This window comes from Alistipes shahii WAL 8301 (genome assembly GCF_025145845.1).
GTDB lineage: Bacteria > Bacteroidota > Bacteroidia > Bacteroidales > Rikenellaceae > Alistipes > Alistipes shahii.
The window spans coordinates 802,057-826,437 of sequence record NZ_CP102253.1 but is presented as its reverse complement, the minus strand read 5'-3'; the positions used below and the strand labels follow the sequence as shown (position 1 = coordinate 826,437).

Annotated in this window: 19 protein-coding genes and 1 pseudogene; 7 read left to right on the top strand and 13 right to left on the bottom strand. The window is 60.7% G+C overall.

Going from position 1 to position 24,381, the window contains the following annotated elements; all coding sequences use genetic code 11:
- Nucleotides 1-12: 12 nt before the first annotated feature.
- The 4 genes from NQ492_RS03550 to NQ492_RS03535 form a co-directional block, all read right to left on the bottom strand.
- A complete protein-coding gene (locus NQ492_RS03550) occupies nt 13-588 on the bottom strand; it encodes a helix-turn-helix transcriptional regulator (RefSeq protein ID WP_044054885.1) in 576 nt (191 codons plus the stop codon).
- Nucleotides 588-1,061, bottom strand: a complete 474-nt coding sequence (rlmH, locus tag NQ492_RS03545) for a 23S rRNA (pseudouridine(1915)-N(3))-methyltransferase RlmH (RefSeq protein WP_015547953.1) — start codon at nt 1,059-1,061, stop codon at nt 588-590. The genes NQ492_RS03550 and rlmH overlap by 1 nt, the downstream gene beginning before the upstream one ends.
- 141 nt (nt 1,062-1,202) lie before the next feature.
- Nucleotides 1,203-1,991, bottom strand: coding sequence for a S1/P1 nuclease (locus NQ492_RS03540; RefSeq protein WP_015547952.1), 789 nt, complete (start codon nt 1,989-1,991; stop codon nt 1,203-1,205).
- Between the two features lie 13 nt (nt 1,992-2,004).
- Nucleotides 2,005-3,360, bottom strand: coding sequence for a glycoside hydrolase family 2 TIM barrel-domain containing protein (locus NQ492_RS03535; protein ID WP_044054595.1), 1,356 nt, complete (start codon nt 3,358-3,360; stop codon nt 2,005-2,007).
- 203 nt (nt 3,361-3,563) lie between these two features.
- On the opposite strand from NQ492_RS03535, the gene asnS reads away from it, so the two are divergent.
- The 3 genes from asnS to NQ492_RS03520 all read left to right on the top strand — a co-directional run bounded on the left by asnS (nt 3,564) and on the right by NQ492_RS03520 (nt 7,419).
- Nucleotides 3,564-4,952, top strand: a complete 1,389-nt coding sequence (gene asnS / locus NQ492_RS03530; protein ID WP_015547951.1) for an asparagine--tRNA ligase — start codon at nt 3,564-3,566, stop codon at nt 4,950-4,952.
- A gap of 197 nt (nt 4,953-5,149) precedes the next feature.
- Complete coding sequence (gene rpoN, locus NQ492_RS03525) at nt 5,150-6,574, top strand: RNA polymerase factor sigma-54 (protein WP_022061290.1); 1,425 nt, start codon at nt 5,150-5,152, stop codon at nt 6,572-6,574.
- A gap of 236 nt (nt 6,575-6,810) precedes the next feature.
- Nucleotides 6,811-7,419, top strand: coding sequence for a hypothetical protein (locus tag NQ492_RS03520; RefSeq protein ID WP_015547950.1), 609 nt, complete (start codon nt 6,811-6,813; stop codon nt 7,417-7,419).
- Nucleotides 7,420-7,487: 68 nt separating this feature from the next.
- On the opposite strand, the gene gdhA is transcribed toward NQ492_RS03520, so the two are convergent.
- The 9 genes and pseudogenes from gdhA to NQ492_RS03470 form a co-directional block, all read right to left on the bottom strand.
- Nucleotides 7,488-8,843, bottom strand: a complete 1,356-nt coding sequence (gene gdhA, locus NQ492_RS03515) for an NADP-specific glutamate dehydrogenase (protein WP_015547949.1) — start codon at nt 8,841-8,843, stop codon at nt 7,488-7,490.
- Between the two features lie 251 nt (nt 8,844-9,094).
- Nucleotides 9,095-9,697: a DUF4923 family protein gene (locus NQ492_RS03510; RefSeq protein ID WP_015547948.1), complete on the bottom strand. Its 603-nt coding sequence runs from the start codon at nt 9,695-9,697 to the stop codon at nt 9,095-9,097.
- A 10-nt stretch (nt 9,698-9,707) separates the two neighbouring features.
- Nucleotides 9,708-11,633 carry an NAD(+) synthase gene (locus NQ492_RS03505; protein ID WP_015547947.1) on the bottom strand — a complete coding sequence of 642 codons (1,926 nt, stop codon included), beginning with the start codon at nt 11,631-11,633 and terminating at the stop codon, nt 9,708-9,710.
- A gap of 30 nt (nt 11,634-11,663) precedes the next feature.
- Entirely contained in the window at nt 11,664-12,881 is a 1,218-nt protein-coding gene (pepT, locus tag NQ492_RS03500; protein ID WP_015547946.1) for a peptidase T, read from the bottom strand.
- 19 nt (nt 12,882-12,900) lie between these two features.
- The gene (locus NQ492_RS03495; protein WP_015547945.1) at nt 12,901-14,904 is read right to left on the bottom strand and encodes an OPT family oligopeptide transporter; all 2,004 of its coding nucleotides are present in this window, start codon (nt 14,902-14,904) and stop codon (nt 12,901-12,903) included.
- Nucleotides 14,905-14,965: 61 nt separating this feature from the next.
- Complete coding sequence (locus NQ492_RS03490; RefSeq protein WP_015547944.1) at nt 14,966-15,292, bottom strand: nucleoside triphosphate pyrophosphohydrolase family protein; 327 nt, start codon at nt 15,290-15,292, stop codon at nt 14,966-14,968.
- Between the two features lie 135 nt (nt 15,293-15,427).
- Nucleotides 15,428-17,167, bottom strand: a pseudogene (locus NQ492_RS03480) (DUF4091 domain-containing protein).
- 158 nt (nt 17,168-17,325) lie between these two features.
- On the bottom strand, nt 17,326-18,579 hold the full coding sequence (locus tag NQ492_RS03475) for a UDP-N-acetylmuramoyl-tripeptide--D-alanyl-D-alanine ligase (protein WP_015547942.1): 1,254 nt from the start codon (nt 18,577-18,579) through the stop codon (nt 17,326-17,328).
- Nucleotides 18,580-18,775: 196 nt separating this feature from the next.
- Entirely contained in the window at nt 18,776-19,849 is a 1,074-nt protein-coding gene (locus tag NQ492_RS03470) for a mannose-1-phosphate guanylyltransferase (RefSeq protein ID WP_022061283.1), read from the bottom strand.
- An 88-nt stretch (nt 19,850-19,937) separates the two neighbouring features.
- Between NQ492_RS03470 and pssA the strand changes: the two genes are divergently transcribed.
- The 4 genes from pssA (at nt 19,938) to NQ492_RS03450 (ending at nt 24,336) form a co-directional block, all read left to right on the top strand.
- Entirely contained in the window at nt 19,938-20,657 is a 720-nt protein-coding gene (gene pssA, locus NQ492_RS03465; RefSeq protein ID WP_015547939.1) for a CDP-diacylglycerol--serine O-phosphatidyltransferase, read from the top strand.
- Between the two features lie 57 nt (nt 20,658-20,714).
- The gene (locus NQ492_RS03460; protein WP_015547938.1) at nt 20,715-22,859 is read left to right on the top strand and encodes a putative porin; all 2,145 of its coding nucleotides are present in this window, start codon (nt 20,715-20,717) and stop codon (nt 22,857-22,859) included.
- Nucleotides 22,860-22,903: 44 nt separating this feature from the next.
- On the top strand, nt 22,904-23,596 hold the full coding sequence (locus NQ492_RS03455; RefSeq protein ID WP_015547937.1) for a transglycosylase SLT domain-containing protein: 693 nt from the start codon (nt 22,904-22,906) through the stop codon (nt 23,594-23,596).
- Nucleotides 23,597-23,802: 206 nt separating this feature from the next.
- Nucleotides 23,803-24,336: an RNA polymerase sigma-70 factor gene (locus NQ492_RS03450; RefSeq protein ID WP_168949039.1), complete on the top strand. Its 534-nt coding sequence runs from the start codon at nt 23,803-23,805 to the stop codon at nt 24,334-24,336.
- Nucleotides 24,337-24,381 lie beyond the last annotated feature (45 nt).

The window sequence follows — 24,381 nt, the reverse complement described above, 5'->3', positions numbered from 1 at the left end:
TGAGGAGGCGCGTCACATCCCGTCGGGATCGACGTAGCCCGCCGCCAGGGCGTAGACCACCAGCCCGGCGGCGGTGCGGATGCCGAGCTTCTCCATGATGTTGCGACGGTGGGAGATCACGGTCGTCAGGCCGATTCCCAGCCGGTCGGCGACCTGCTTGTTGATCAGTCCGCCGGCGATGAGCGTCAGCACTTCGGCCTCGCGCTCCGTGAGCGGCTGCGCAGCCTGCGGCTGGACGGGCAGAGCGTGTTCCGGTCGGCGGACGCTGTGTTGCAGTCGCATGAGCGAGCGCACGAAACGCTCCTCGTCGGTCTGCACGTCGATGCAGTGTACCCCGGCGGGCGTCTGTCCGTTGGCGAGGACGATGGTTCTGTGGCTGCGGGCGCGGAAGAAGGCGTTGTGCGCCGCGAAGAGCTGCGCCGTGACGAAATAATGGATGAACCGCTCCGGATCGGCCTCCGCAAATTCCTGAAAGTTGCCGAACAGTTCCACGTCGGCGGCCGGGGCCGCTTTTTCGAGGATGGAGCGCAGCCCCACGCCTACGAGAACGTTGGCGGTCAGGATGGCTATGACGGGGCGCTGCTGCATCATTCGTGGTGGTAGGGTTCGTTGTTGAGGATGGTGAAGGCCCGGTAGATCTGTTCGGCGAAGATGGCCCGCACGATCTGGTGGGAGAAGGTCATGCGCGAGAGCGACAGCCTGCCGTCGGCGCGTGCGTAAACTTCGTCCGAGAAGCCGTAGGGACCGCCGATGACCAGTACCAGGCGTTTCACGCCGCTGTTCAGCCGCTTTTGCAGCCACAGCGCGAACTCCACCGAACGGTATTCTTCGCCGCGCTCGTCGAGCAGCGTCACGTAGTCGCCGTCGGTAAGCTGGCGCAGGATGGCCTCGCCTTCGGCCGTGCGCTGCTGTCGGACGGTCATGCTTTTGGTGTTGCGCACGTCGGGCAGCGCGGTGACGGCGAACCGGCAATAGTGATTCACGCGCCGGGCATACAGTTCCACCAGCGCGGCGATCTCTTTCGAGTCGGTCTTTCCTATGACGATCAGCTCTATGGTCATTGCGTTCCGCCTGTGCGTCGGTCGGGCACAGTACGGCGCAAAGATAGCCTTTTTATTCGGTTCGGGCAAATCGTTTTTCCCGTCCGGAAACGGCGATGCCGCGCTTCGGGGCGCGGCATCGGGGCTTCGGGGCCGGGGGCGCTATCCGAACAGTTCGTTCAGCACACGGGCAAGACGGTATCCGGCATTGCGGATCTGGCGCTCGATCAGCGGCAAGGCCTCGTTCAGGAAATCCTGTCCCAGCCGCTGCCCGGGCTTCGCCCATTCGAACTGCGCCTCGCACACGACGGCGTTGTCGTGGAGCCAGTCGCGCGGCGTTCCGGCGGCTACGGCCTGCCTTTCGGCTTTCGGAAGGCGGTCCAGCTCATCGGCCCACTCGCTGACCGACCAGATGCGCGTGGTGGTGATGATCTCGTTGTCCCAGACGCTGTGGATGGGGAATTTGTGCGGCTTGTGGTACTTGTCCTCGAACAGCACGTCGTATTTCATGTCGTGCGTCGTATACTTGATGTGCGCCGGGCAGTGCATGTCGCCCACCAGATGGATGATGTACTTGAGGTTGACCTCCACGGCCGAATCGGTGAGACTGCGGTAGTTCTTCAGGTTCTCGATGGCCTGCTCCAGTCCGTAGATGGCGTTGCCGTTCTTCGCGAGCATCGAATCCTCGTAACGCAGTTCGGCGTTCACGGGCGCGGTGTGCCAGTTGTTGGTGAACTTGTACTCGGGGGTGTGGCGGTATTCGTCCATCCACTTGGCGAAGTAGACGATCGAGTGGCCCCCGAGGTACTTCTCGATGCGCTTTTTGGCTTTTTTCGTCAGATTGCGTTCGGCGATCTTGGCGATCGTCTCGTGGCCTTCGCGTCCCCATCCGAAGACGCTCCCCGTGTTGAGCAGGCCGGCGAAGAGCAGTAGCAGCAGCAGTTTTTTCATTGGGTTATCGTATTTACAGGTCCGAATTCCACTCGCCGTCGGTGTCGGAGTAGATCACCGGACGGGACTTTTCGACCGATTTGAGCCACTGGTAGGCCTTGTACATATTGTAACCGTTGCCCGAAGGACCGCCCAGGGAGTAGGCGATGACGCAGGTGAAATTGCGCGAACGGTAGTACATCGCCTTCACGCGTTCGAGGTAGTCGCCGACAAGCCGAGGGTCGTTCGACGGCGTGCCTCCGACGGTGCGGTCGCCGCTCCGCTCCGGGGCGTTGATGTTGGCCCGGTCGATGACGTAAAGGCCCAGAGAGTCGCACAACTCGTAGAACCATGCGGGCTGCGGATAGTCCGGGCAGATGGTATTCTTTCCCTTGGCCTTCAGGGCTTTCAGCTCCGCGAGCGTCGTCTTGCGGTCGGCGGCGGCGTTGTATCCGGCCTTGACGGGTTTTAGCTCCTTGCCCAGCCGCATGATGCGTCCGTCGACGAGTTCGGTCTTGCCGAAGCCGATCTTCAGGGGCATATACTCCTTGTAGACTCCGTTGCGGCGCGTGAAAAGCATCACCTTGTAGAGGGGCGGCGTTTTGCTTCCGGCCTCCCATTTGTTCTTGTAGGTGTGGTAGATGAACGGCGAGAAGCGCACCGTGTCGGTCGAGCGGCCCGGGATGGTGATTTCGGTCATGTTGAATTCGAGCAGCTTGCCCTGCGGCGAGTAGATGTCGTAGCCGACGGTGACGGGTTCCTCGTAGTTGTATGCGTTCTGCGTCACGATTTTGAGGTCGAGCATTCCGAAGTCGCGCCCCAGCGAGTCGGGCACCAGTCCGATTTCGAAATCGGCGATCGAGCGTTTGTTCTGGTAATAGAGGTAGCTGTTTTCGACGGACTTGCGGACAACGGGGGCCGCGGCGTCGAGCTGCCGGGCGGGATTGTCGTTGCGCATCAGCAGTTTGAAGTCGTTGGCGCCCTCGCGGATGAAGGGGGTCAGGTCGAACTCCGCGGGCGTCAGCGGGTCGCTGACCTCGGCTACCTGGCGGTCGTTGAGCCAGAGCGAGTAGGCCGAACCGGGATTTTCCACGTGCAGGTAGACCATGCCGTCGGTCCAGGCGAACGGAATCTCGATCTCCTGTTCGAGAACGGCATGGAGAGGACCTTCGGTCGCAATCGTCACCTCGGGTTCGAAAGCCTTCCAGTAGCCTCCGGCTTCGCGGTTGCGGGCCTCGGCGTCGTGGCGCGCGTCGTAGGGGACGACCTCCGTACGGTAGACGCGGCCTCCTCCGGGCGTCATCGGGACCGGATTCCTCTCCTCCATGATCTGGGCCGTCGCAGAGAGCGCGCAGGCTGCCAGCGCAGCCGTCAATATCGTTCGTTTCATTGTTTACGGGGGTGTATAATCACGACAAAGGTACAAAAAAGTTGAATGGGTTCAAAACGGAATTGCATGCGGCCCGGTGAAACATTCCGACGCATGGAAGTGTCGTTACGGCACCAAAGGTACTTTTTTTTTGACAAATCGCAAATAATCGTTAACTTTGTCAATTCGGAAAAAACGACTGGAAACACAGACAAAATCGAGATATGAAAACGCAGAGAATCGTAGAAATCCTGAAATCGGACGCTGTCGATACCGACGTCGTCGTAAAAGGCTGGGTGCGCACCAAGCGCGGTAACAAGAACGTGGCGTTCATCGCCCTGAACGACGGGTCGTGCGTAGGTAATATACAGGTGGTGGTCGATCTGGCCAAAATCTCCGAGGAGCAGCTCAAGCCCGTGACCACGGGCGCCTGTCTCCGCGTCGACGGCCGTCTGGTGGCTTCGCCGGGCGCGGGGCAGGGCGTCGAGGTGCAGGCCGAAAAAATCGAGGTTTACGGTACGGCCGACCCCGAGAGCTATCCCCTGCAGAAGAAGGGGCATTCGCTGGAGTTTCTGCGCGAAATCGCCTACCTGCGTCCGCGCACCAACACGTTCGGTGCGGTGCTCCGCATCCGTCACGCCATGGCTTACGCCATCCACGAATATTTCAACAAACACGGATTCTACTATTTCCACACCCCGATCATCACGGCTTCGGACTGCGAAGGCGCCGGCGCGATGTTCCAGGTGACGACGCTCGATATGAACAACCTGCCCCGGACCGGGGAGGGGGCGGTCGACTACGCGCAGGACTTCTTCGGCAAGGCGTGCAACCTCACGGTGTCGGGCCAGCTCGAAGGCGAGCTGGGCGCACTCTCGCTGGGCCGCATCTACACCTTCGGCCCCACGTTCCGTGCCGAAAACTCGAACACCCCGCGCCATGCGTCGGAGTTCTGGATGATCGAGCCGGAAGCGGCCTTCTTCGAACTGGAGGACAACATGGAACTGGCCGAGGATTTCCTCAAATACCTCATCCGGTATGCGCTGGACAACTGCATGGAAGACCTCGAATTTATGAACAAGATGTGGGACAAGGGGCTGCTGGAGCGTCTGCACTTTGTGCTGGAGCACGATTTCAAGCGTCTCGACTACACCGAAGGCATCGAGATTCTGAAGGCTTCGGGCCGCAAGTTCGAATTCCCCTGCGACTGGGGCTGCGACCTGCAATCCGAGCACGAGCGCTACCTCGTGGAGGAGCACTTCAAGCGTCCGGTCATCCTGATCAACTACCCCAAGGACATCAAGGCCTTCTACATGAAGCAGAACGACGACGGCAAGACGGTGCGCGCCATGGACGTATTGTTCCCGGGAATTGGCGAAATCATCGGCGGTTCGGAGCGAGAGGCCGATTATGGCAAACTTCATGCAAGAGTCGCCGAATTGGGCATGAACGAGAAGGAACTCTGGTGGTATCTCGATACCCGCCGCTGGGGTTCGGCGCCGCACTCGGGCTTCGGCCTGGGCTTCGACCGCCTGCTGCTTTTCGTGACGGGCATGACCAACATCCGTGACGTGCAGCCGTTCCCGCGGACGCCCCAGCACGCCGACTTCTAACGAAAGCCGTCCGAGTGCGGCGCCTTCCGGCCTTCCCTCGCCGTCCGCGACAGCCACATACTTGAGTGTGCTCCTGCCGCGCCCGACTTCCCGAAAACCGGAATCCGCCCGCCCTGAACGACTTTCGAAAACCCTAAAACCCGATAAATGAAGAGACCAAATTCGGAATGCTGAACAATTCTTAATTTGGACCCAATATGGCTATTAATCAGAAACAGGTACTTTCGCTTCAGCAGAAGCTCTCTCCGCAGCAGATACAGATGATCAAGCTGCTGGAACTGCCCGCCGTGCAGCTCGAACAGCGCATCAAACAGGAGATCGAAGACAATATCGTGCTGGAAGAGGAGGAGCGTTCGGCCGAGGACGAGGAGCAGCCTCCCCAGCAGATCTCCTTCGACGAATACCTCCGGGAGGACGACACGCCGTCGTACAAGAGCCGCATCAACAACTTTTCGAAGGACGACAAGCAGCGTCCGGTCTATCTGACCGAAGGACGGTCGTTGCAGGAATACCTCGTCGAGCAACTGGGCTACCGCAATCTTCCGGAGCGCGACATGCGGCTGGCGGTCTACCTGATCGGCAGCATCGACGAGGACGGCTACCTGCGCCGCGACCTGGAGTCCGTGGCCGACGACATCGCCTTCACGATGGGGCTTGAAACGACGGCCGGGGAGCTGGAACGCCTGCTCGGAATCATTCACGAACTGGAGCCGGCGGGCATCGGCGCGCGCGACCTGCGCGAATGCCTGCTGTTGCAGATGGCGCAGATGCCGGTCAACACCCGTCCGCGGCGGCTGGCCAGGAAGATTCTGACCAGCTATTTCGACGAGTTCGTCAAGAAGCACTACGAGAAACTGATGGCGCGGCTGCAAATATCCGAGGACGATTTCCGCGACGCGATCGCCGAGATCCGCCACCTGTCGCCCAAGCCCGGCAACCTCTACGCCGAGGGCGGCACGGACACCACGCCCTATATCATTCCGGATTTCATCCTCGACTACCAGGACGGGCGGTTCAACCTCTCGCTGAACTCCTACAACGTTCCCGAGGTGCGCGTCAACCGCCGCTATATGGAGATGATCCGCGAAATGGTGGGTTCGGACGGGCGGGTCAGGGAGAAGGACAAGGAGGCCATTCAGTTCGTGAAGAACAAGATCGACTCGGCGAAGTGGTTCATCTCGGCCATCAAGCAGCGGCACGACACGCTGATGCGCACGATGCAGACCATCCTGGACTACCAGCAGGAGTATTTCAAGGACGGCGACAAGTCGAAACTCCGGCCGATGATCCTCAAGGACATCGCCGACCGCACGGGGCTGGACGTGTCGACCATCTCGCGCGTGGTGAACAGCAAGTACGTGCAGACGCAGTTCGGGATCATCCTCCTCAAATCGCTCTTCTCGGAGGCCATGCAGACCGATTCGGGCGAGGAGGTGTCGAGCTACGAGATCAAGAACATCTTGCAGCAGTGCATCGACGAGGAGGACAAGCGGCGTCCGCTGACCGACGAGACGCTGATGGACATCCTCAATTCGAAGGGCTACCGCATCGCCCGGCGCACCGTGGCCAAATACCGTGAGATGCTGGGAATACCGGTGGCAAGGCTTCGGAAACAGATATAGCCCGCTTAAGAAGCGGGATTTAAGGGCGGCAGGCTTTCGGATATCGGATTCGGGTCTGCGCTGCCTGCCTTGAAAAACGTTTTTTAAGCGGGCGGGTCATTGCGGGCGAATGCAATGAGCGTGGCAATCCGATGGATAGTCGGGAGGTTCCGACATGATCCGCAGATCGCCGCGTCGGACTGAAAGTCCTCCTCGCAATGACGCCCGTCTGAACGGCGGGCATTAAAGAATTGGAAATGAACTATAAAAAAATCGCTACCGGCATATCCTGGGTCCTGCATCCGTTCCTGCTGCCCGTCTACCTGATGGCGGTGCTGCTGACGATGACCGCCTTTTCGCACTATCCTCCCAATGTGAAGTTCTATTTGCTGTGGGTGGTGGCGCTCTACGCGATCGTCATTCCGCTGCTGTCGCTCGGCGTGCTGCGCTCGCTGGGCCGCATTTCGGACTACCGGATCGACGACCGCAGGGAACGCTTCCTGCCGCTGCTCGTCGGGGCCGTCTGCTACGTGCTGTGCGCCATCACCATCGCGAAGATTCCTTCGGCGATTTTCCTGCGTAAATTCATGGTCGCCGCGGCCTGCTGCGAGGTGCTGTGTCTCGTGGTGTCGTTCTACTGGAAGATCAGCCTTCACCTGACGGGCATGGGGGCCGTCGTGGCGCTGCTCGTGGTGATGAACGTCGTGGGCGTGGGCAACATGCTCGTTCCCCTCATGGTCGCCATCCTCTGCGCCGGGGCGCTCGCGTCGGCGCGCCTCTACCTCGGATGCCACAACGGCTGGCAGGTGCTGGCCGGATTCTGCGGCGGTTTCGCCGTGTCCGTCCTCGCGGTGCTTTTTCTGTAAATCGTCCCGAAAAAATGAAAACCGGCCGGAAACAGTTTCCGGCCGGTTTTTCGTAGTTGTACCGCCTGTTAGACGCAGCCCTGGGCGAGCATGGCGTTGGCGACCTTCATAAAGCCGCCGATGTTGGCGCCCACGACGTAGTTGATGTAACCGTCGGACTGGGTTCCGTAGCGCACGCAAACCGCGTGGATGTTCTGCATGATGGACTTCAGCTTCGCGTCGACCTCCTCGGGCGACCAGGTGAGGCGTATCGAGTTCTGGGTCATTTCGAGTCCCGAGGTGGCGACGCCGCCGGCGTTGGCCGCCTTGCCCGGAGCGTAGAGCAGCTTGTGCTGCTGGAAAATCCGGATGGCGTCGGGCGTCGAGGGCATGTTGGCGCCTTCGGCGACGCACATGCAGCCGTTGTCGACCAACGCCTGCGCCTCGTCGCCGTTCAGCTCGTTCTGCGTGGCGCACGGCATGGCGATGTCGCACTTCACGCCCCACGGACGTTCGCCGGGGTAGTAGGTTGCCGACGGATATTTTTCCGCGTACTCCTTGATACGGCCGCGGAAGATGTTCTTCAGCTCCATGACGTATTCCAGTTTCTCGGGGCTGATGCCTTCGGGATCGTGGATGTAGCCCGACGAATCGGAGAGCGTCACCACCTTGGCGCCCAGTTCGGTGGCCTTCTGGCAGGCGTACTGGGCGACGTTGCCCGAGCCGGAGATGCAGACGGTCTTCCCTTTGAACGAGTCGTTGCGCGTGGCGAGCATCTCCTGCGCGAAGTAGCAGGTTCCGTAGCCCGTGGCCTCGGGGCGCAGCGGGCTGCCGCCCCAGTCGCGGCCCTTGCCGGTGAGCGTGCCGGTGAATTCGTCGCGCAGACGCTTGTACTGGCCGAACATGAAGCCGATTTCGCGGCCGCCGACGCCGATGTCGCCCGCCGGAACGTCGGTGTCCTGTCCGATGTGACGTTGCAGCTCGGTCATAAACGACTGGCAGAATTTCATCACCTCATTGTCCGACTTGCCTTTCGGGTTGAAGTCCGAGCCGCCCTTGCCGCCGCCCATCGGGAGCGTCGTGAGGCTGTTCTTGAAGGTCTGCTCGAAAGCCAGGAACTTGAGGATCGAGAGGTTCACCGAGGGGTGGAAGCGGATCCCGCCCTTGTAGGGGCCGATGGCGCTGTTCATCTGGATGCGGTAGCCGCGGTTGATTTCGATTTCGCCTTTGTCGTTGAGCCACGGCACGCGGAAAATAATCACGCGCTCGGGTTCGGCAATGCGTTCCAGCACCTTCATCTTTTGCAGGATCGGGCTGGTCACGATGTGCGGGGCCAGCGATTCGGCCACCTCGCGGACGGCCTGATGGAATTCCGGCTCTCCGGGATTGCGTGCAATCAGCCGGGCCATGAAGTCTTCGACGTACTGTTGGGCTTGTTCGTTCATAAGCGATTCGATTTTGAGGGGGTTTGTATTTGTTTCTCGCCCCTAAAAATAGAACATTTATCGGAGTTTTGCAACTTATTTAAGAATTTCGTAAAATATTTTATTTATCCGCTCCCCGAATTTGCTTACTGTCTGCGAGGAGGTTGGACTTCGGGAATGAAAATCCGTAACGAAAAATGACGGATTTGCAGTAAATCCGTCATCGAAATTTTTTCAAATTTTTTTCGGCTTTTCCCGCCGGGAAGCCCGTATTATTTCGAAAAAGCGAAGCCGACGTAGACGTTCTTGTATTTCGACAGCAGCGTCGTGGCCGTCGAAAAATAGGAGACTTTGCTGCCGAGCGCCGTGACGACCTCGACGAGTCTGGTGACCGGGAAGACCAGCACCAGTTCCTGCCCGCTGATGTAGGCGTGGCCGGGAACCGAACCCAGGTTGAGCTTGCCCTTGGCGAAATGGAGCGTCACGACGTGTGTCGGGGCGTCGTATTCGTAGGTTCCCGAGAGGGTGTGGGAGCCGAGCGTGGCGGTGAAGGCGTCGTCGTCCTTGCCGAAGGTGAACGTTCCGGCGCCGGGGCGGATGCCCGCCTTGGCATAGGCCTTTTCGAGCTGTTTGACGACGGCGGTTTCGAGCGCCGCGCCCCCGACCTCCGAAGCGATGTCGCCTCCTTCGAACTTGACGCCCGGACCCGTGTAGTTCCACGTTCCGGCAAGAGCATATTGGGTCAGCTTGCCGTCGGTGGCTTTGTCGGCGGCCGCCGTGGCGGCTTTTTTCAAGGCCTCTTTCCAGTCCTGCGCCGAGGAGGTCGTGCCGCCGAGCAGGAGCAGGGATGCTGTGAATAGCAGGAGTTTCTTCATTGGATCTATGTTATAACATGTCGAGTTCGCGCAGCCATGCCGCTGCCGAGGCGTCGGAGGGCATGCGCCAGTCGCCGCGGGGCGAGAGCGTCACCGAGCCGACTTTCGGTCCGTCGGGCATGGCCGAACGTTTGAATTGCTGGGTGAAGAAACGGCGGACGAAGACCGTGAGCCACCGGAGAATCGCGGCGCGGTCGTAACTCCCGTCGAAGGCCTGTTCGGCCAGCAGCAGGATTTTCGCAGGACCGTAACCCGCGCGGAGGAAGTTGTAGAGGAAGAAGTCATGGAGTTCGTAAGGCCCCACGAGGTCCTCGGTCTTCTGGGCGATCCGGCCCTCGGCGTCGGCCGGGAGCAGTTCGGGGCTGACGGGCGTGTCGATGATGTCGAGCAGCGTGGCGCGCGTCGCGGCGTCCTGTTCCGTCGCGGCGGCCCACTTCACGAGGTGGCGCACCAGCGTCTTGGGAACCGAGGCGTTGACGCCGTACATCGACATCTGGTCGCCGTTATAGGTCGCCCAGCCCAGCGCCAGTTCCGACAGGTCGCCCGTGCCGATGACCAGTCCGCCCTCCATGTTGGCCACGTCCATCAGGATTTGCGTGCGTTCGCGCGCCTGGGCGTTTTCGTAGGCCGCGCCCCGGCAGCCGGGGTCGAGGCCTATATCCTGAAAATGCTGCGTGCAGGCGTCGCGGATCGGGATTTCGCGGATCGTCACGCCCAGTCCGCGCATCAGCTCCAGCGCATTGTTGTAGGTGCGGTCGGTGGTTCCGAATCCGGGCATCGTGATGCCGATGATGCCCGCGCGGTCGAGGTGCAGGAAATCGAAGGTCCGGGCCGTCACGAGCAGTGCGAGCGTCGAGTCCAGGCCGCCCGAAATCCCGACGACGGCCTTTTCGGAGCGGGTGTGAACCATCCGCTGCGCAAGTCCGTGCGACTGTATCCGGAAAATCTCCTCGCAGCGTTCGCTGCGGTCGGCTTCGTCCTTGGGTACGAACGGCATCGGGTCGATGTCGCGGTCGAGCGCCACGCCGCGAAGCCCCTCGGGAATCTTCATTTCGATCACGGTGTTCTCCGTGGCCCCTTCGTTCGCGCGGAACGAGGTGTTGCGGCGGCGTTCGAACTCCAGCCGCTCGATGTCCACGTCGGCGACGACCAGCTGTTCGTCGGGCGAGAAGCGCGCGGCTTCGCGCAGAATGCAGCCGTTTTCGGCGATGACGGCGTTGCCGGCGAACACGAGGTCGGTGGTCGATTCGCCGAAGCCCGCCGAGCAGTAGACATAGGCCGCAATCGCGCGTCCCGACTGCTGGGCCACCAACTGCCGCAGGTAGGCGTGTTTGCCGACCGATTCGGGCGATGCCGAGAGGTTGAAGATCACCTTCGCGCCGTTGAGCGCCAGCTGCGACGAGGGCGGTGCGGCGGTCCAGAGGTCCTCGCAGATCTCGATGCCGAACTCCGCGCCGTTGACTTCGAACGTGAGGTCGGCGCCGAAGTCGGCCTGCTGCCCCGCGACGGCGATATGCTCGTCGGAAATCCCGGCGCCCGACGCGAACCAGCGGTTTTCGTAGAACTCCCCGTAGTCGGGGATATAGGTTTTGGGAACCACGCCCAGCACTTTGCCTTGCGTGAAGACCACGGCGCAGTTGTAGAGCGTCGACCCGTGGCGCAGGGGAGCGCCTGCGATCAGCGTGAGGGGGAGTTTGCGCGTGGCGCGCACCAGGCGTTCCAGCGCCTCGTCGGCCGCGTCGAGCAGCGTCTGCTGCAACAGGAGGTCGCCGCAGGTGTAGGCCGTGACGCCCAGTTCGGGGAACGCCACGATCTCGACGCCCCGCCGGGCGGCCTCCTCGGCCATCGCCGCCATCCGTTCGGTGTTGTAGTCGCAGTCGGCGACCCGCACGTGCGGAACGGCCGCCGCCACCTTGAGAAAACCGAAATTGTCCATAGACTTCGTGATTTTTAATTGTTCTTCGGGCTATTCAGACCAAAGAACCGCCAGATTCAGGATCACCTGCTGGGCCTTGCGCATCGTCGTGAGCGAGCAGTATTCGAACTTGCCGTGGAAATTCATGCCTCCGGTGAAGAGGTTGGGGCACGGCAGGCCCATGAACGAGAGGCGCGCGCCGTCCGTGCCGCCGCGAATGGGCCGTACGAGGGGTTTCACGCCGGCCATCTCCATCGCTTTCAGAGCCTTGTCGATCACCTGCGGGTGCGGCTCGACCATCTTGCGCATGTTGTAGTACTGATCCTTGAGCGTGAGGGTCACGACCTGGTCGCCGTATTTCTTTTTCAGCAGGTCGACTGCGGCCCACATGAAGACCTTTTTCTGCTCGAACTTCTCGGCGTCGTGGTCGCGGATGATGTAACTGACCGAAGCGTTCTCGACCGTGCCGTTCAGCCCTACGCAGTGGTAGAATCCCTCGTAACCCTCGGTGAACTGCGGACGCTGCGAGGCGGGCAGCAACCCCTGAAGTTCGCACGCCACGTCGATGGCATTGATCATTTTGTTCTTGGCGTAGCCCGGATGGACGTTGCGGCCCTGAATCTCGACCTTCGCGCTCGCGGCGTTGAAGTTTTCATACTCCAGTTCGCCCTCCATGCCGCCGTCGACCGTGTAGGCGAAATCGGCGCCGAAGGCCTTCACGTCGAAGAAATCCACGCCGCGGCCCACCTCCTCGTCGGGGGTGAAGCCGATGCGGATCTTGCCGTGTTTCACCTCGGGGTGCGCCATGAGGTATTCCGCGGCGGTCATAATCTCCGCCACGCCGGCCTTGTCGTCGGCGCCCAGCAGCGTCGTGCCGTCGGTGTGGATCAGGGTGTGGCCCTTGAAGAAGGCCAGCTCGGGGAAGTCCGCAACCCGCATCGTCAGCTGGCCGTTCAGGGCGATGTCGCCGCCGTCGTACTCGTCGATCACGCGGGGTTTCACCTCCTTGCCGCTCATGTCGGGCGAGGTGTCGACGTGGGCGATGAAGCCGATGACGGGGGCGTTCTCGCACCCTTTCGAGGCGGGGACGGTGCCCATCACGTAGCCGTACTGGTCCATCGTGACCTCGGTCATGCCCAGGGCCTCCATCTCGTCGCGCAGGGCCGCCAGGAGGACCTTCTGTTTTTCGGTCGAGGGGAATGTCGTGCTCTCCTCCGACGACTGGGTGTCGTAGGAGACGTATTTCAGAAAACGTTCTTTCAAGTCCATTGTCGTTGCAGATTAAATGTTATTCTTCCTTTTTGGCCCGCAGGGTGTGCCAGGCGAAGTAGCCGATCAAAACGAGGTACATCGCAAGGCCCGTCCATTCGGCGGCGTTCGACGAGGCCCAGCCGGAGAGGAACCAGTCCACGCCGACGAATTTCAGCACGGCGCTCACCACGCCCATCAGCGCGCCGCCGGCGATGAAGCCCGAGGCGATCAGCGTGCCGCGGTCGAAGCGGGCTTTGTTCAGACCCTCGTCTTTCGAGCGGCCGGAGACGAACCAGGCCACCAGTCCGCCCACCACCAGCGGGGCGTTCAGCTCCATGGGGATGAACATGCCCAGCGCGAAGGCGAGGGCCGGGACACCGATCGACGTGAGCACAAGGGCCAGCGCCGCGCCGCAGAAATAGAGCATCCACGGGGTCTGGCCGCCGGTCATCAGGGGCTGGATCACCGCCGCCATGGCGTTGGCCTGCGGAGCCACCAGCGCCCCTTCGCCCACGAATCCGTAGGATTTGTTGAGGATGATCATCACCCCGGCCACGGTTGCCGCAGCAACGAACGTGCCGAGGAATTTCCAAGCCTCCTGCTTTCGGGGCGTCGTGCCGAGCCAGTAGCCGATCTTGAGGTCGGTGATGAAGCCGCCGGCCATCGACAGGGCCGTGCAGACCACGCCGCCGATCACCAGCGCGGCGGTCATGCCCGTCGTGCCGCTCAGCCCCACGCTCACCAGCACCAGCGACGAGAGGATCAGCGTCATCAGCGTCATGCCCGAGACGGGGTTCGTTCCCACGATGGCGATGGCGTTGGCCGCGACGGTCGTGAAGAGGAACGCGATGATGAAGACGATCAGAATGGCCGTGACGGACTGCACCCAGCCGTCGAGCAGCCCGAAGTGGAAGAAGACGAAGACCGAAATGAGCGTGGCGATCAGGATCGTGAGGATGCGCTTCATCGAGATGTCGCGCTGCGTGCGCTCGGGGGCCGCGGCGGCGCTTTTGCCGCCTCCGAACTCCGAGACCGCGAGGCCTACGGCCTGGCGGATGATCTTCGACTGGCGGATGATGCCGATGATGCCCGCCATGGCGATGCCGCCGATGCCGATCGGCTTGCCGATGAAGGCGAAGAGGTTTTCGGCGGTGAAGATCGACTGCGGGTCGGCGACGATGTCGGCGCGCGTGACGCCCAGCAGCGAGAGCATCGCGGCGGGATCGACCGCTTCGGCCAGCGAGCCGACCACCGGGACGATCACGAACCAGACGAGGCACGAGCCGGCGGTGATGATCATGGCGTATTTCAGGCCGATGATATACCCCAGACCCAGCACGGCGGCCGAGGTGTTCAGCCCGAAGACCACCTTGAACTTGTCGGCGGCGACTGCGCCCCATTCGCAGATGCGCGTCGAGACCGACTCGGTCCACAGTCCGAACGTACCGACGACGAAGTCGTACAATCCGCCCACGAGTCCCGCGACGGCCAGCAGTTTGGCCTGCGAGCCGCCCTTCTCGCCCGAAACGAGGACCTCGGTGGTCGCCGTGGCCTCGGGGAAGGGATATTTGCCGTGCATCTCCTTGACGAAGTATTTGCGGAAGGGGATCAGCAGAACGATGCCCAGCAGGCCGCCGAACAGCGACGAGAGGAACACCTGCCAGAAAGCGGCGTCGAGGCCCAGAATGTAGAGCGCCGGGAGGGTGAAGATGGCTCCGGCGACGATCACGCCCGATGAGGCGCCGATCGACTGGATGATGACGTTCTGCCCCAGCATGTTCTTTTTGCCCAGCACCGAGCCCATGCCCACGGCGATGATGGCGATCGGGATGGCCGCTTCGAAGACCTGCCCGACCTTGAGGCCGAGAAAGGCCGCGGCGGCCGAGAAGACGACGGCCATGACGACGCCCATCGTGACCGAGTAGGGCGTCACCTCCTTCGGATTCGACGAGGCGGGCATCACGGGCGTGTACTCTTCGCCCGGCTTGAGTTCGCGGTAGGCGTTTTCGGGCAGCGAAGTTTGGATTTTTTCGGGTTCCATGTATGATTATGAATTTTGAATTCTGAATTCTGAATTGCAATCGTTCGGTTTTGCCGAACGATTAGCGGTTGTCGCCGCTGCCCGTCAGGTGGTTGCGCTGCATGCGCGAGCGGAGTTTGTCGACGTTCATCTGCGCCACGTCGTCCAGTTCGTAGCCCAGGTCGCGGGCGAGGGTGGCGCAGTACCACATGACGTCGCCGATCTCCTTGACGATTTCGAGTTTCTTCTCGGGGGTGAACTCCTCGTGGGCGTCGCGGATCACTTTTTTGACCTTGTCGGCCACTTCGCCCGCTTCGCCCGTAAGTCCGAGCGTGGGGTAGATGATGCGGCGGTCGTCGGGGTAGATCGCCGTTTCGAGGGCGTGCTGCTGGTATTCGTTGAGAGTCATCGTTTGGGGTTTATGAGTTAAATCGGACAAAAATAACGATTTTTTCGCAAGAATGCACGAAAAGTCCCGGCAACCTGTCTGAAAATCGGGTTGTCGGGACCTCTTTTTATGCCGTATTGCGGACCGTCCGGCGGATCAGAGCGTGTTCAGCGTCGCGCGGGCATTGCGCAGGGTCTGCTCCCAACCGTCGAAGGCGACCGGCGAACGGAACGGCTCCAGCAGGTCGTGGAGGGTTTGCAGTTTCGCGTCGTCGCCGCTGAATTCCGTTTTCAACAACCGGATTTTCTCCCAGTCCTGGATGCCTTCGACGAGGCGTTCGAAACGGATCGACGAGCGGCCTTCGGGATAGACGAGGTAGGTGTCGCCGGCGGCCCATTTCCGGAACCGCGAGTCGCGGATCGGGTCCTCGACCCACGAGTTGTAGGCCCAGCGCAGGAATCCGTCGTAATCCTCGGCGGCGGCGTACCAGCTCAATTAGGTCGCCTCGGCCGGCGCCGACGAGGTGTAGGTGTTCGGGAATCCCGACGAACAGCAGACGTAGAAGGTGGTCGTCAGCCCCTTGCTGCGGCGCTGGACGATGTCTGTCTGTTCGATCGGGCCGAAGATGCTGGCGCACATGTCCTTGATGTAGGGATACTGTTTGAAGATCTTGTGGTTGTCGGCCAATGCGATGCCTAGTTCGGGCGCGACCTCCTTCAGCAGGGCGGTCGCGGCGGCCATCACCTCGGGCGAACGCTCGTCCATCGCAATGTTAGTGATGCCGAGCCATCCTTTTTCGCGGAGGTGACCGACGAAGGCGGGCAGGAACGGGCCCCACATTTCGCGGAAGGCCGGCGTGCCCGGATCGGCCTTGACGTCGACGAATTCGCCCGTCACGGCATCCTTGTAGTGGAGCATGTTGTTCCACGGCAGCATCGAATAGCAGTTGACGTACTTGCCGACGCCCAGGTCGAGCATGAACCGCACCCAGCGGTCGAAGACCGTGAAGTCATACTCCCACGTGCCGTCGGCCAGGCGCGTCCAGACGATCATATCGGCGTAGGCGTCGTAGCACTGGTTGTTCCAGGGGTCCTTGTTGAGCGTTGCCGTGATGACTTTCTGCCCGGCGTCTGCGAGCTGCCGCATCGTCGGTCGCATCCGTTCGAAATGCTCGTCGCTCCAGACCTCTACCCCTTCGGCGCGGGCCACGGCCGCCGGATGCTGCCACAGGTCGAGGTGGTAGGTCCACTCCGAAGGCGCGGGCAGGGTGCGTTCCGTGACGTTCAGGTGCAGCGTCAGCGTTTCTGCGACGCCTTCGCCCTTTACCGCAACCGGAGCCGTGTAGCGGCCGGGGGTGGCGTCGCGCGGGATGTCTACCGTGATCCAGACGGGACGGGTCGACCGGGCGGGCACGTCGCATGAAGCCGCCTCGTCGAGCAGGTCCGCTTCGAGGTGCGCCGGGTTGTTCTCCGGCCGTGCGCCGCAGGGTTGGTCGGTCAGAAAGCGGTCGCTGACGACGTATTTGACGAAGCGTGCGCGGGCGATGCCGGGGAGCTTCGCGCCGTTGTCCGCAACGAAGTCGCCCACGGTGCAGGTCAGGCCGCCGACAGCCGCGGGAGCGGAGATGACAGCCTGGGCCGAGACCTTCTCGCCGCGCCAGCCCGTGAGGGTCGTCTGATCCGTCACGGCTGCTGCGCAGGGTGTCGCGCGGGGATAGCGGACATCCGTCGAGCCGAACGTGACGATCGGTTTTTCGACTCCGTTCCAGGTTTCGGGTTTCTCTCCCTGCGGGTCGGCGGGTTCCGTCCAGTCGAAATGCGAGAGAGCATGCTGCGGGGGAATGCCGGTGCAGGAGAGCAGTGCCAGCAGGGGGAGAGTTGCGAGTAGTTTTTTCATGGTCCGTTTATTTTGGGTCGGTTTGTTTCGGTTGTTTTCGGTTGTTTTCGGGTGCGGTTCCGGGTGCAGTCTCCGGGTGCAGTCTCCGGGTGCAGTCTCCGGGGCGGTTTCCGGGGACGGTCTCCGGGTGCAGTCTCCGGGGCGGTTTCCGGGGACGGTCAGAGCGCCTCCAGCGCCTGCTCCAGCCCCATGCCGTGCGAACCTTTGACCAGCACGAGGGAGTGCTCCACGGGGGAGACTTTCAGCAGCGAGATCAGGTCGTCGCGCGTGGGGCAGAGCGTGACGTTGGCCGGCTTTTCCGCGAGTCCGTCGTAGGCCTTGGCGAATTCCGGACCTACGAGCAGCAGTTCCGCTTCGGGGTCCTGTGCGGCCATCTCGATGATTGCGGCGTGTTCGCGTTCGGACCAGTCGCCCAGTTCGAGCATGTCGCCCAGAATCAGCACCCGGCGCTGACGCTCTTCGAGCGGCTCGGCGAGAAAATTCCCGACCGAAGCCCGCATGCTCGACGGGTTGGCGTTGTAGCAGTCGGCGACGAGCGTGTTGCGGGACGTTCCGATGCGCTGCGAGCGGTTGTTGTCGGGAACATAGCTGGCGATGGCGTGGCGGATGCGTTCGTCGGGAACGTCGAAATAGCGTCCCACGGCGACGGCGGCCGCGATGTTGAACCGGTTGTAGCTGCCTTCCAGATGGTTTTCGATGCCGTCGGCCAGCGATGCGGAGTAATATTCGTCGGCCAGCGAATCGCGTTCGGCGGCCATGCCCGTCAGGATTTCGTCGTCGGCCGGAACGAAGGCGTGGCCTCCGTTCGCCGCGAGGAAGTCGAACAGTTCGCCCTTGCCGCGGCGAACCCCCTCCGGTCCGCCGAAGCCTTCGAGGTGCGCCAGGCCGATGTTGGTCAGGATGCCGTAGTTCGGCTCGGCGACCGATGCCAGCAGAGCCAGTTCGCCGCAGGCGCTCGCGCCCATCTCCACCACGCCGAACTCCGTGTCGCGGGTCATGGCGAGCAGCGTCAGCGGCACGCCGATGTGGTTGTTGAGGTTGCCGCGGGTGGCATAGACCTCGAACCGCTCGGCCAGCACGCGGCTGACAAGCTCTTTCGTGGTGGTTTTGCCGTTGCTGCCCGAGATGGCGAGGATCGGGATTCCGAGCGCCCGGCGGTGGCAGCGGGCAAGGTCCTGCAAGGCTTTCAGCGTGTCGTCGACGAGCACGATGCGCTGCCGCTCGTCGGAAGCGGCGACCTGCGGATCGTCGGAGACGGCGTAGGCCGCGCCTTTTTCGAGCGCTTCGGCGACGAAACGGTTGCCGTCGAAGGTATCGCCCCGCAGGGCGAAGAAGATGGAGTCCGGCTCGATCCGGCGCGTGTCGGTCGAGATACGGGGGTGCTGGCTGAAAAGTTCGTATAGTTCGGACATGGAAGATGTTGGCAAGTATTGTTTTGAGATTATTCGGTCACATGCGATAAGTCCCCTCCGGGGAGGGGATTTGGAGGAGGAGCAGACTCGCAAACACGGTGGAACGCCGTGGATGCGAACGTTGGAATGCACAGTGACGGGCGATGGAAATCATAAGGTCTGGAATGATTTCATCAAGCACATCTGATCCAACGAATCAGATGTGCTTGTCGCCGTTGTGGAACTTGACTTCGTCGATGAATTTTTTGATGTTCTGCTCCTCGGAGCGGGGGCAGACCATCAGCACGTCGTCCGTGTCGACGACGATGTACTCCTTCAGTCCGCTGATCACGGCGATCTTGTCCTTTGGGAGCGAAACGATCGAACTGCGTGTATCGTAGAGGTAACAGCCCTCTTCGGGCACGGCGTTGGCATAGCGGTCCTTGCGCGAATGCTGGTAGACCGAACCCCACGTCCCGACGTCGCTCCAGCCGAACTCGCCGCAGCGGACGTAGACGTTGTCGGCCTTCTCCATGATGCCGTAGTCGATCGAGATGGCGCGGCACTCTGAAAAGGCGATCTCCACGACGTTGCGCTCGGCGTCGGTTCCGATGGCGCGCATCACGCCGCTGAAGAGCGCGTGGTGCTCGGGGAGGTATTTCTCGAAGGCCTCGACGATCGAGCGCACCTTCCACACGAAGATGCCCGAATTCCAGTAAAACTCACCGGATTGCAGGAACACCCGCGCCAGTTCGATGTCAGGCTTCTCGGTGAAGCACTTGACCTTGCTGATGGGTTTGTCGTCCGAGACCTGGATGTAGCCGTAGCCCGTGTCGGGACGCGTGGGTTTGATGCCCACGGTCATCAGCGCGTCGTGCTCCGAGGCGAAGTCGAGACACTCGGCGATGATCGCCCGGAAGTCGTCTTCGTTGAGGATCAGGTGATCCGCCGGGGTGACGATCATTTCGGCATCGGGATTGCGTTTCAGCAGCGTGTAGGCCGCATAGGCCACGCAGGGGGCCGTGTTGCGGCCCACGGGTTCGCAGAGCACTTGTTTTTCGCCGATTTCCGGGATGTGTTCGAGAACCAGGCTTTTGTATTTATCGTTGGTCACCACGAGGAAATTCTCCGCAGGAACCATTTTTGCGAAGCGTTCGTAGGTGTGGCGGATGAAGGATTTGCCCGTCCCGAGAATGTCGAGGAACTGCTTGGGCATCGACTGCCGGCTCTTGGGCCAGAAGCGCGTCCCGATGCCGCCCGCCATGATGACACAATATTTATTGCTTGACATGAGTTATTATATGGAGTTAATTTCGACAAAGATAAAAATATTTTAGTAACTTTGCCGCCTATTGGAAAATTAAATTTTCGCCCCGGCAATGAAAATCAAACTCTTCACGATACCCAATCTGCTGACTCTGTCGAACCTGTTCTGCGGTTCGGTGGCGGTGGTTTCGGCGCTGGTTTGGGGCGACCTGAAGCTGGCCTTCGGCCTGATGGTTCTGGCCGCCGTGTTCGACTTTTTCGACGGCTTCGCAGCGCGTCTGCTCAACCAGAGTTCGCCCATCGGGCTGCAACTCGATTCGCTGGCCGACGACATCTCATTCGGACTGGCCCCGGCGGCGATCATGTATTCGCTCTATCAATGGATGCCCGGCATCTGGCTGCCCGAAGGGTATCCGGGGCTGGTCGTTTTCGTCTTTACGGCCTGCGCCGCGTTGCGGCTGGCGAAATTCAATATTGACGACACGCAGCGCACGGAGTTCTGCGGACTGCCCAGCCCGGCGGCGGCGATGCTCTGCGGTTCGCTGGGGCTGTTGTTCGAGACCAGCGGACTGGAACTTCCGCGCGAGGCGATTTCTGCCATTGCCGTGGTCGTGGGACTGCTGATGATCTCGAATGTGAGGATGTTCGCCCTTAAATTCCACGGCTTCGGCTGGAAAGGGAACGAACTGCGCTACGGATTCATCATCGCGGCCGTCGTGACGGCCGTCCTCCTGCGCGGTTACGCCGTGCCGGCGATCATCGTGCTGTATATCCTCGTTTCGCTGGTGCGGGGGCTTGCCTGCCGGACAAAAGGCTGTGGGAAAGCCGAATAGTTGTATATTTAAAATTTTTTAATTATATTTGCCGCGGATTTCCGCTCTTTGGCTGACATGTCGAGATTTTCGAACCGCATATTGCTGACGCTCCTGCTCGGTCTGTTTTTTGCAGCGCCCGAGGCGGTGCGCTCCCAAGGCTTCGATGCGAAGACCTTGCAGCGCGCCCAGCGCAACGGCCAGACGGGTAACCTCTACGGCAGCAATCCCTACGAGCAGACCGAAGGCGAGGAGGGCGAGAACCAGCAGCCGCAGGACACCACCAAGAAGGAACGGAAAATCCGCAAGCCGCTCGAGTCCTATTTTTTCAATGACTCGATCCGCGCGCTGAACAACTTCAAATGGCACGTGAGCCGCGATTTCAACCGCGTCGAGATCGGGCCTTTGGACACCACGCTGACCGATTACCGGATCGACTATCCGTTCTACCGGGAGGACGTGGGCGACATCGCCCAGGGGGCTTTGGGCCAGACGTCGCTGCCGTTGAACTATTTCCGGCGTCCGCAGTTCTTTGACTTCAGTTTTGCGAGTCCCTACTACGCGTACACCTACAACATGGAGAACGTGCCCTTCTACAACACGAAGAAGCCGATGATCCGGATGAATTACGCGGAGTCGGGGCAGAAGCGTTTCCGTGAGGAGAATTTCGGCATCATGCATGCGCAGAACATCTCTCCGACGACGGGTTTCAACATCGACTACAAGGCGCGGGGCACGCGCGGCCAGTACGTCTGGTCGCGGACCAAGAACCACAACCTTGCGGTGGCCGTCAGCCACACGGGCAGGCGGTATTCGGTCCATGCGGGCTACTACAACAACCACATCGAGCAGCAGGAGAACGGCGGCGTGGTCGGCGAGTGGGCCATTGCGGACACGACGTTCGAGATGCCTTCGGGCGTGCCGATGCGGCTGGCCGACGCCGAGGCCAGGAACCTCTACCGCAACAACGCCTTCTTCGTCACGCAGTCCTACGGCATTCCGCTGCAACGGCTCACGGAGAGCGATTTCTCGATGGCGAACCTCTCGGCGGTGTATATCGGCCATTCGTTCGAGTACAGTTCGTGGAGCAAGGTCTACACCGACAGGAACGAGCCTTATACGAATGAACGGGACCACCGGGACGAGAACGGCGATTTCGTCTCCGCGGAGGGGCATTATTACGGCAACTGGTTCATCAACCCTGCGGAGACGCGCGACTCGATCTACGAGCGGAACATTTCGAACCGCTTCTTCGTGCAGGCGCAGCCCTGGGACCGGAACGGAATCGTGGGGACGCTCGACGCCGGCATCGGCATCGACATGCACACCTACTCGCAATTCGAACTGAAAGATTACCTGACGGGGAAGTACACGAAGGTCAACAAGACGAGTTACTTCTTTTACGGCTCCGTCAGCGGAAAGATAAAGAAATATGTCGACTGGGACGGAAACCTCCGTTTCTACCCGTCGGGATACAGAGGCGGAGATCTCTCGATCGGCGCGCACCTCGCGCTGAAAGGCTATCTGCGCGGACACCCCCTGATTCTCGAAGGCCGGTTCTCGATGGACCGCCGCTCGCCGACCTACTGGCAGGAGAATCTGTTCTCTAACCATTATATATGGAACACTCCTTTAAGCAAGGAGAATGAAACTCGGTTCGAGGTCAAGTTTTCGGTTCCCGATTTCGCGTTCGAAGCGGGGGCATGGCAGGGAGTCGTCTCCGACAAGATTTACTATGCGTCGGACAGCAACGTCGCCCAGCACAGCGGCAACGTCAGCCTCACGAGTGTGTATGCTCGCAAAGATTTCCGTTTAGGCGGACTTCATTTGGACAACAGGGTATTGTTGCAGTGGAGCACGGATCAAGATGTTGTACCCGTTCCGCTTTTGAGCGCCTTCCTGTCGTATTACTACGAATTCTGGGTCGTGCGCGATGTGCTGCGCCTGCAGATCGGTCTGGACGGACGCTATAATACCAAGTATTATGCGCCCGGTTACAATCCGGCTCTGTCGGTGTATTACAACCAACGGGAGGTCGAGACGGGGAATTACCCCTATATGGACGCTTTCGTCATGGGAAAGTGGAAGAGAATGCGGATATTCCTGAAATATCAGCATGTGAACAAGGGACTGTTCGGTAACGGAGAATATTTCTCGGCGGCTCGCTATCCGCTCAATCCGGGCATGTTCAAAATCGGTATCTCATGGGGATTCTATGATTGACGTGCTGTTCTGCGCGGTGTAAGCTGCCCGCAAAACAACATTTTATGTTAAAAAAGACCGTATTAACGTTTGCGTTCTTAACCATTCTTACGACATTTTACGGCTTCAACGCCCAGTTCAGCGCACCCGCGACGGACGACGCACTGAACGCACTGGCCGAGATGCACCACTCGCTGCTCCCCGAGGGCAGTTACGTCATTTCGGCCTACGACAATCTGATTCGCAACATCAGCGAAGAGGAGGGCCACGACTGGCGCCTGATGAGCGCCATCGCCTACCACGAATCGCGCTTCACGCCCGACATCACCTCGCGCAGCGGGGCCCGCGGCCTGATGCAGATCATGCCTTCGGTGGCGCGTCAGTTCGACGTCCCCGCGGCCGAGATCACTGATCCGAGGACCAATATCTGGTTGGCCAACAAACTGATGTCGAAGATCATGTCGTCGCTCCGTTTTCCGGAAGGGACACCTGAAAAAGACCGCATGAGCATCATCCTGGCCTCGTATAACAGCGGTATCGGCCATGTGAACGACGCCCGCCGTCTGGCCCGCCTGAACGGAGAGAACCCCAACTCGTGGGAGGTCGTGGCCCGGTACCTTACGCTGAAGGCCGAGCCGGAATTCTACGAGAACGAAGTGGTCAGATGCGGACGATTCACCGGCAGCCGGCAGACGCTGGCCTATGTGAACGACGTGATAGGACGCTACGACAGATACTGCCGCATCGCCGGAAGGTAACGGCGGCAGGATAAATTAAAGGCAGGACCCGCAAGAGCGGTCCTGCCTTTTTTGTGCCTGTGCCCCGCGCAGCGGGGACAGGATGCCCTGCGGTGTGGAATCTACTCGAAGACGGAGATAGTTGGCGGCAGTCCAAATTTTGCAATTTCCCGAATTATCGCTATATTTGAATGATTCGGAGTATTCCGACATATTTTGAGAAAACTGTGGAAAACCATTCGGCGTATTTTCAGCAACTATTCCGCGATCACTATGAACCCTTGTGTGCACGGGCTTTTCAGATGGTCCATGACCGCAAGGCGTCGGAAGACATCGTGCAGGATGTCTTTCTTGCCTTGTGGGAACGGCGGGAGGAGGTGGACTTCGACCGGCCGCTGCTGCCGCTGCTGTTTGTCGCCGTGAAGAACCGTGCCATAGATTTGCTGCGCTCCAAAAAATGGCGGGGGGGGGAATCCGGACTGGACGAGTTGGATGTCTGTATTCGTACGCTTGTCGCCGACCATATCGAAGAGGAGTTCCAGTTATCGCAGTTGAGCGAGGAGATCGACTGCTGCATTTCGGGACTTTCCGAGCAGTGCCGCCGGGTGTTCCTGTTGAGCCGCACGACAGGCCTGAAAAACCGGGAGATCGCCGAGCGGCTCAACATCAGCGTCAAGACCGTCGAAAAGCATATCGGGGCGGCGCTCTCCCAGCTTCGGCTCCGGCTCAGCCGCAGCGGATTTCTGCGGCTTTTCCTCTGAAAAACAGAAGATGCCCTGCACCGAAACGGTGCAGGGCATTGTTTT

What these genes read in the sequence shown, in the direction of transcription:
- NQ492_RS03460 (WP_015547938.1), top strand. Translation starts at nt 20,715, where the DNA reads ATGTCGAGATTTTCGAACCGCATATTGCTGACGCTCCTGCTCGGTCTG.
- NQ492_RS03520 (WP_015547950.1), top strand. Translation starts at nt 6,811, where the DNA reads ATGAACTATAAAAAAATCGCTACCGGCATATCCTGGGTCCTGCATCCG.
- gdhA (WP_015547949.1), bottom strand. Translation starts at nt 8,843, where the DNA reads ATGAACGAACAAGCCCAACAGTACGTCGAAGACTTCATGGCCCGGCTG.
- NQ492_RS03495 (WP_015547945.1), bottom strand. Translation starts at nt 14,904, where the DNA reads ATGGAACCCGAAAAAATCCAAACTTCGCTGCCCGAAAACGCCTACCGC.
- NQ492_RS03510 (WP_015547948.1), bottom strand. Translation starts at nt 9,697, where the DNA reads ATGAAGAAACTCCTGCTATTCACAGCATCCCTGCTCCTGCTCGGCGGC.
- rpoN (WP_022061290.1), top strand. Translation starts at nt 5,150, where the DNA reads ATGGCTATTAATCAGAAACAGGTACTTTCGCTTCAGCAGAAGCTCTCT.
- NQ492_RS03505 (WP_015547947.1), bottom strand. Translation starts at nt 11,633, where the DNA reads ATGGACAATTTCGGTTTTCTCAAGGTGGCGGCGGCCGTTCCGCACGTG.
- NQ492_RS03470 (WP_022061283.1), bottom strand. Translation starts at nt 19,849, where the DNA reads ATGTCAAGCAATAAATATTGTGTCATCATGGCGGGCGGCATCGGGACG.
- NQ492_RS03550 (WP_044054885.1), bottom strand. Translation starts at nt 588, where the DNA reads ATGCAGCAGCGCCCCGTCATAGCCATCCTGACCGCCAACGTTCTCGTA.
- NQ492_RS03535 (WP_044054595.1), bottom strand. Translation starts at nt 3,360, where the DNA reads ATGAAACGAACGATATTGACGGCTGCGCTGGCAGCCTGCGCGCTCTCT.
- pepT (WP_015547946.1), bottom strand. Translation starts at nt 12,881, where the DNA reads ATGGACTTGAAAGAACGTTTTCTGAAATACGTCTCCTACGACACCCAG.
- asnS (WP_015547951.1), top strand. Translation starts at nt 3,564, where the DNA reads ATGAAAACGCAGAGAATCGTAGAAATCCTGAAATCGGACGCTGTCGAT.
- NQ492_RS03475 (WP_015547942.1), bottom strand. Translation starts at nt 18,579, where the DNA reads ATGTCCGAACTATACGAACTTTTCAGCCAGCACCCCCGTATCTCGACC.
- pssA (WP_015547939.1), top strand. Translation starts at nt 19,938, where the DNA reads ATGAAAATCAAACTCTTCACGATACCCAATCTGCTGACTCTGTCGAAC.
- NQ492_RS03540 (WP_015547952.1), bottom strand. Translation starts at nt 1,991, where the DNA reads ATGAAAAAACTGCTGCTGCTACTGCTCTTCGCCGGCCTGCTCAACACG.
- rlmH (WP_015547953.1), bottom strand. Translation starts at nt 1,061, where the DNA reads ATGACCATAGAGCTGATCGTCATAGGAAAGACCGACTCGAAAGAGATC.
- NQ492_RS03490 (WP_015547944.1), bottom strand. Translation starts at nt 15,292, where the DNA reads ATGACTCTCAACGAATACCAGCAGCACGCCCTCGAAACGGCGATCTAC.
- NQ492_RS03455 (WP_015547937.1), top strand. Translation starts at nt 22,904, where the DNA reads ATGTTAAAAAAGACCGTATTAACGTTTGCGTTCTTAACCATTCTTACG.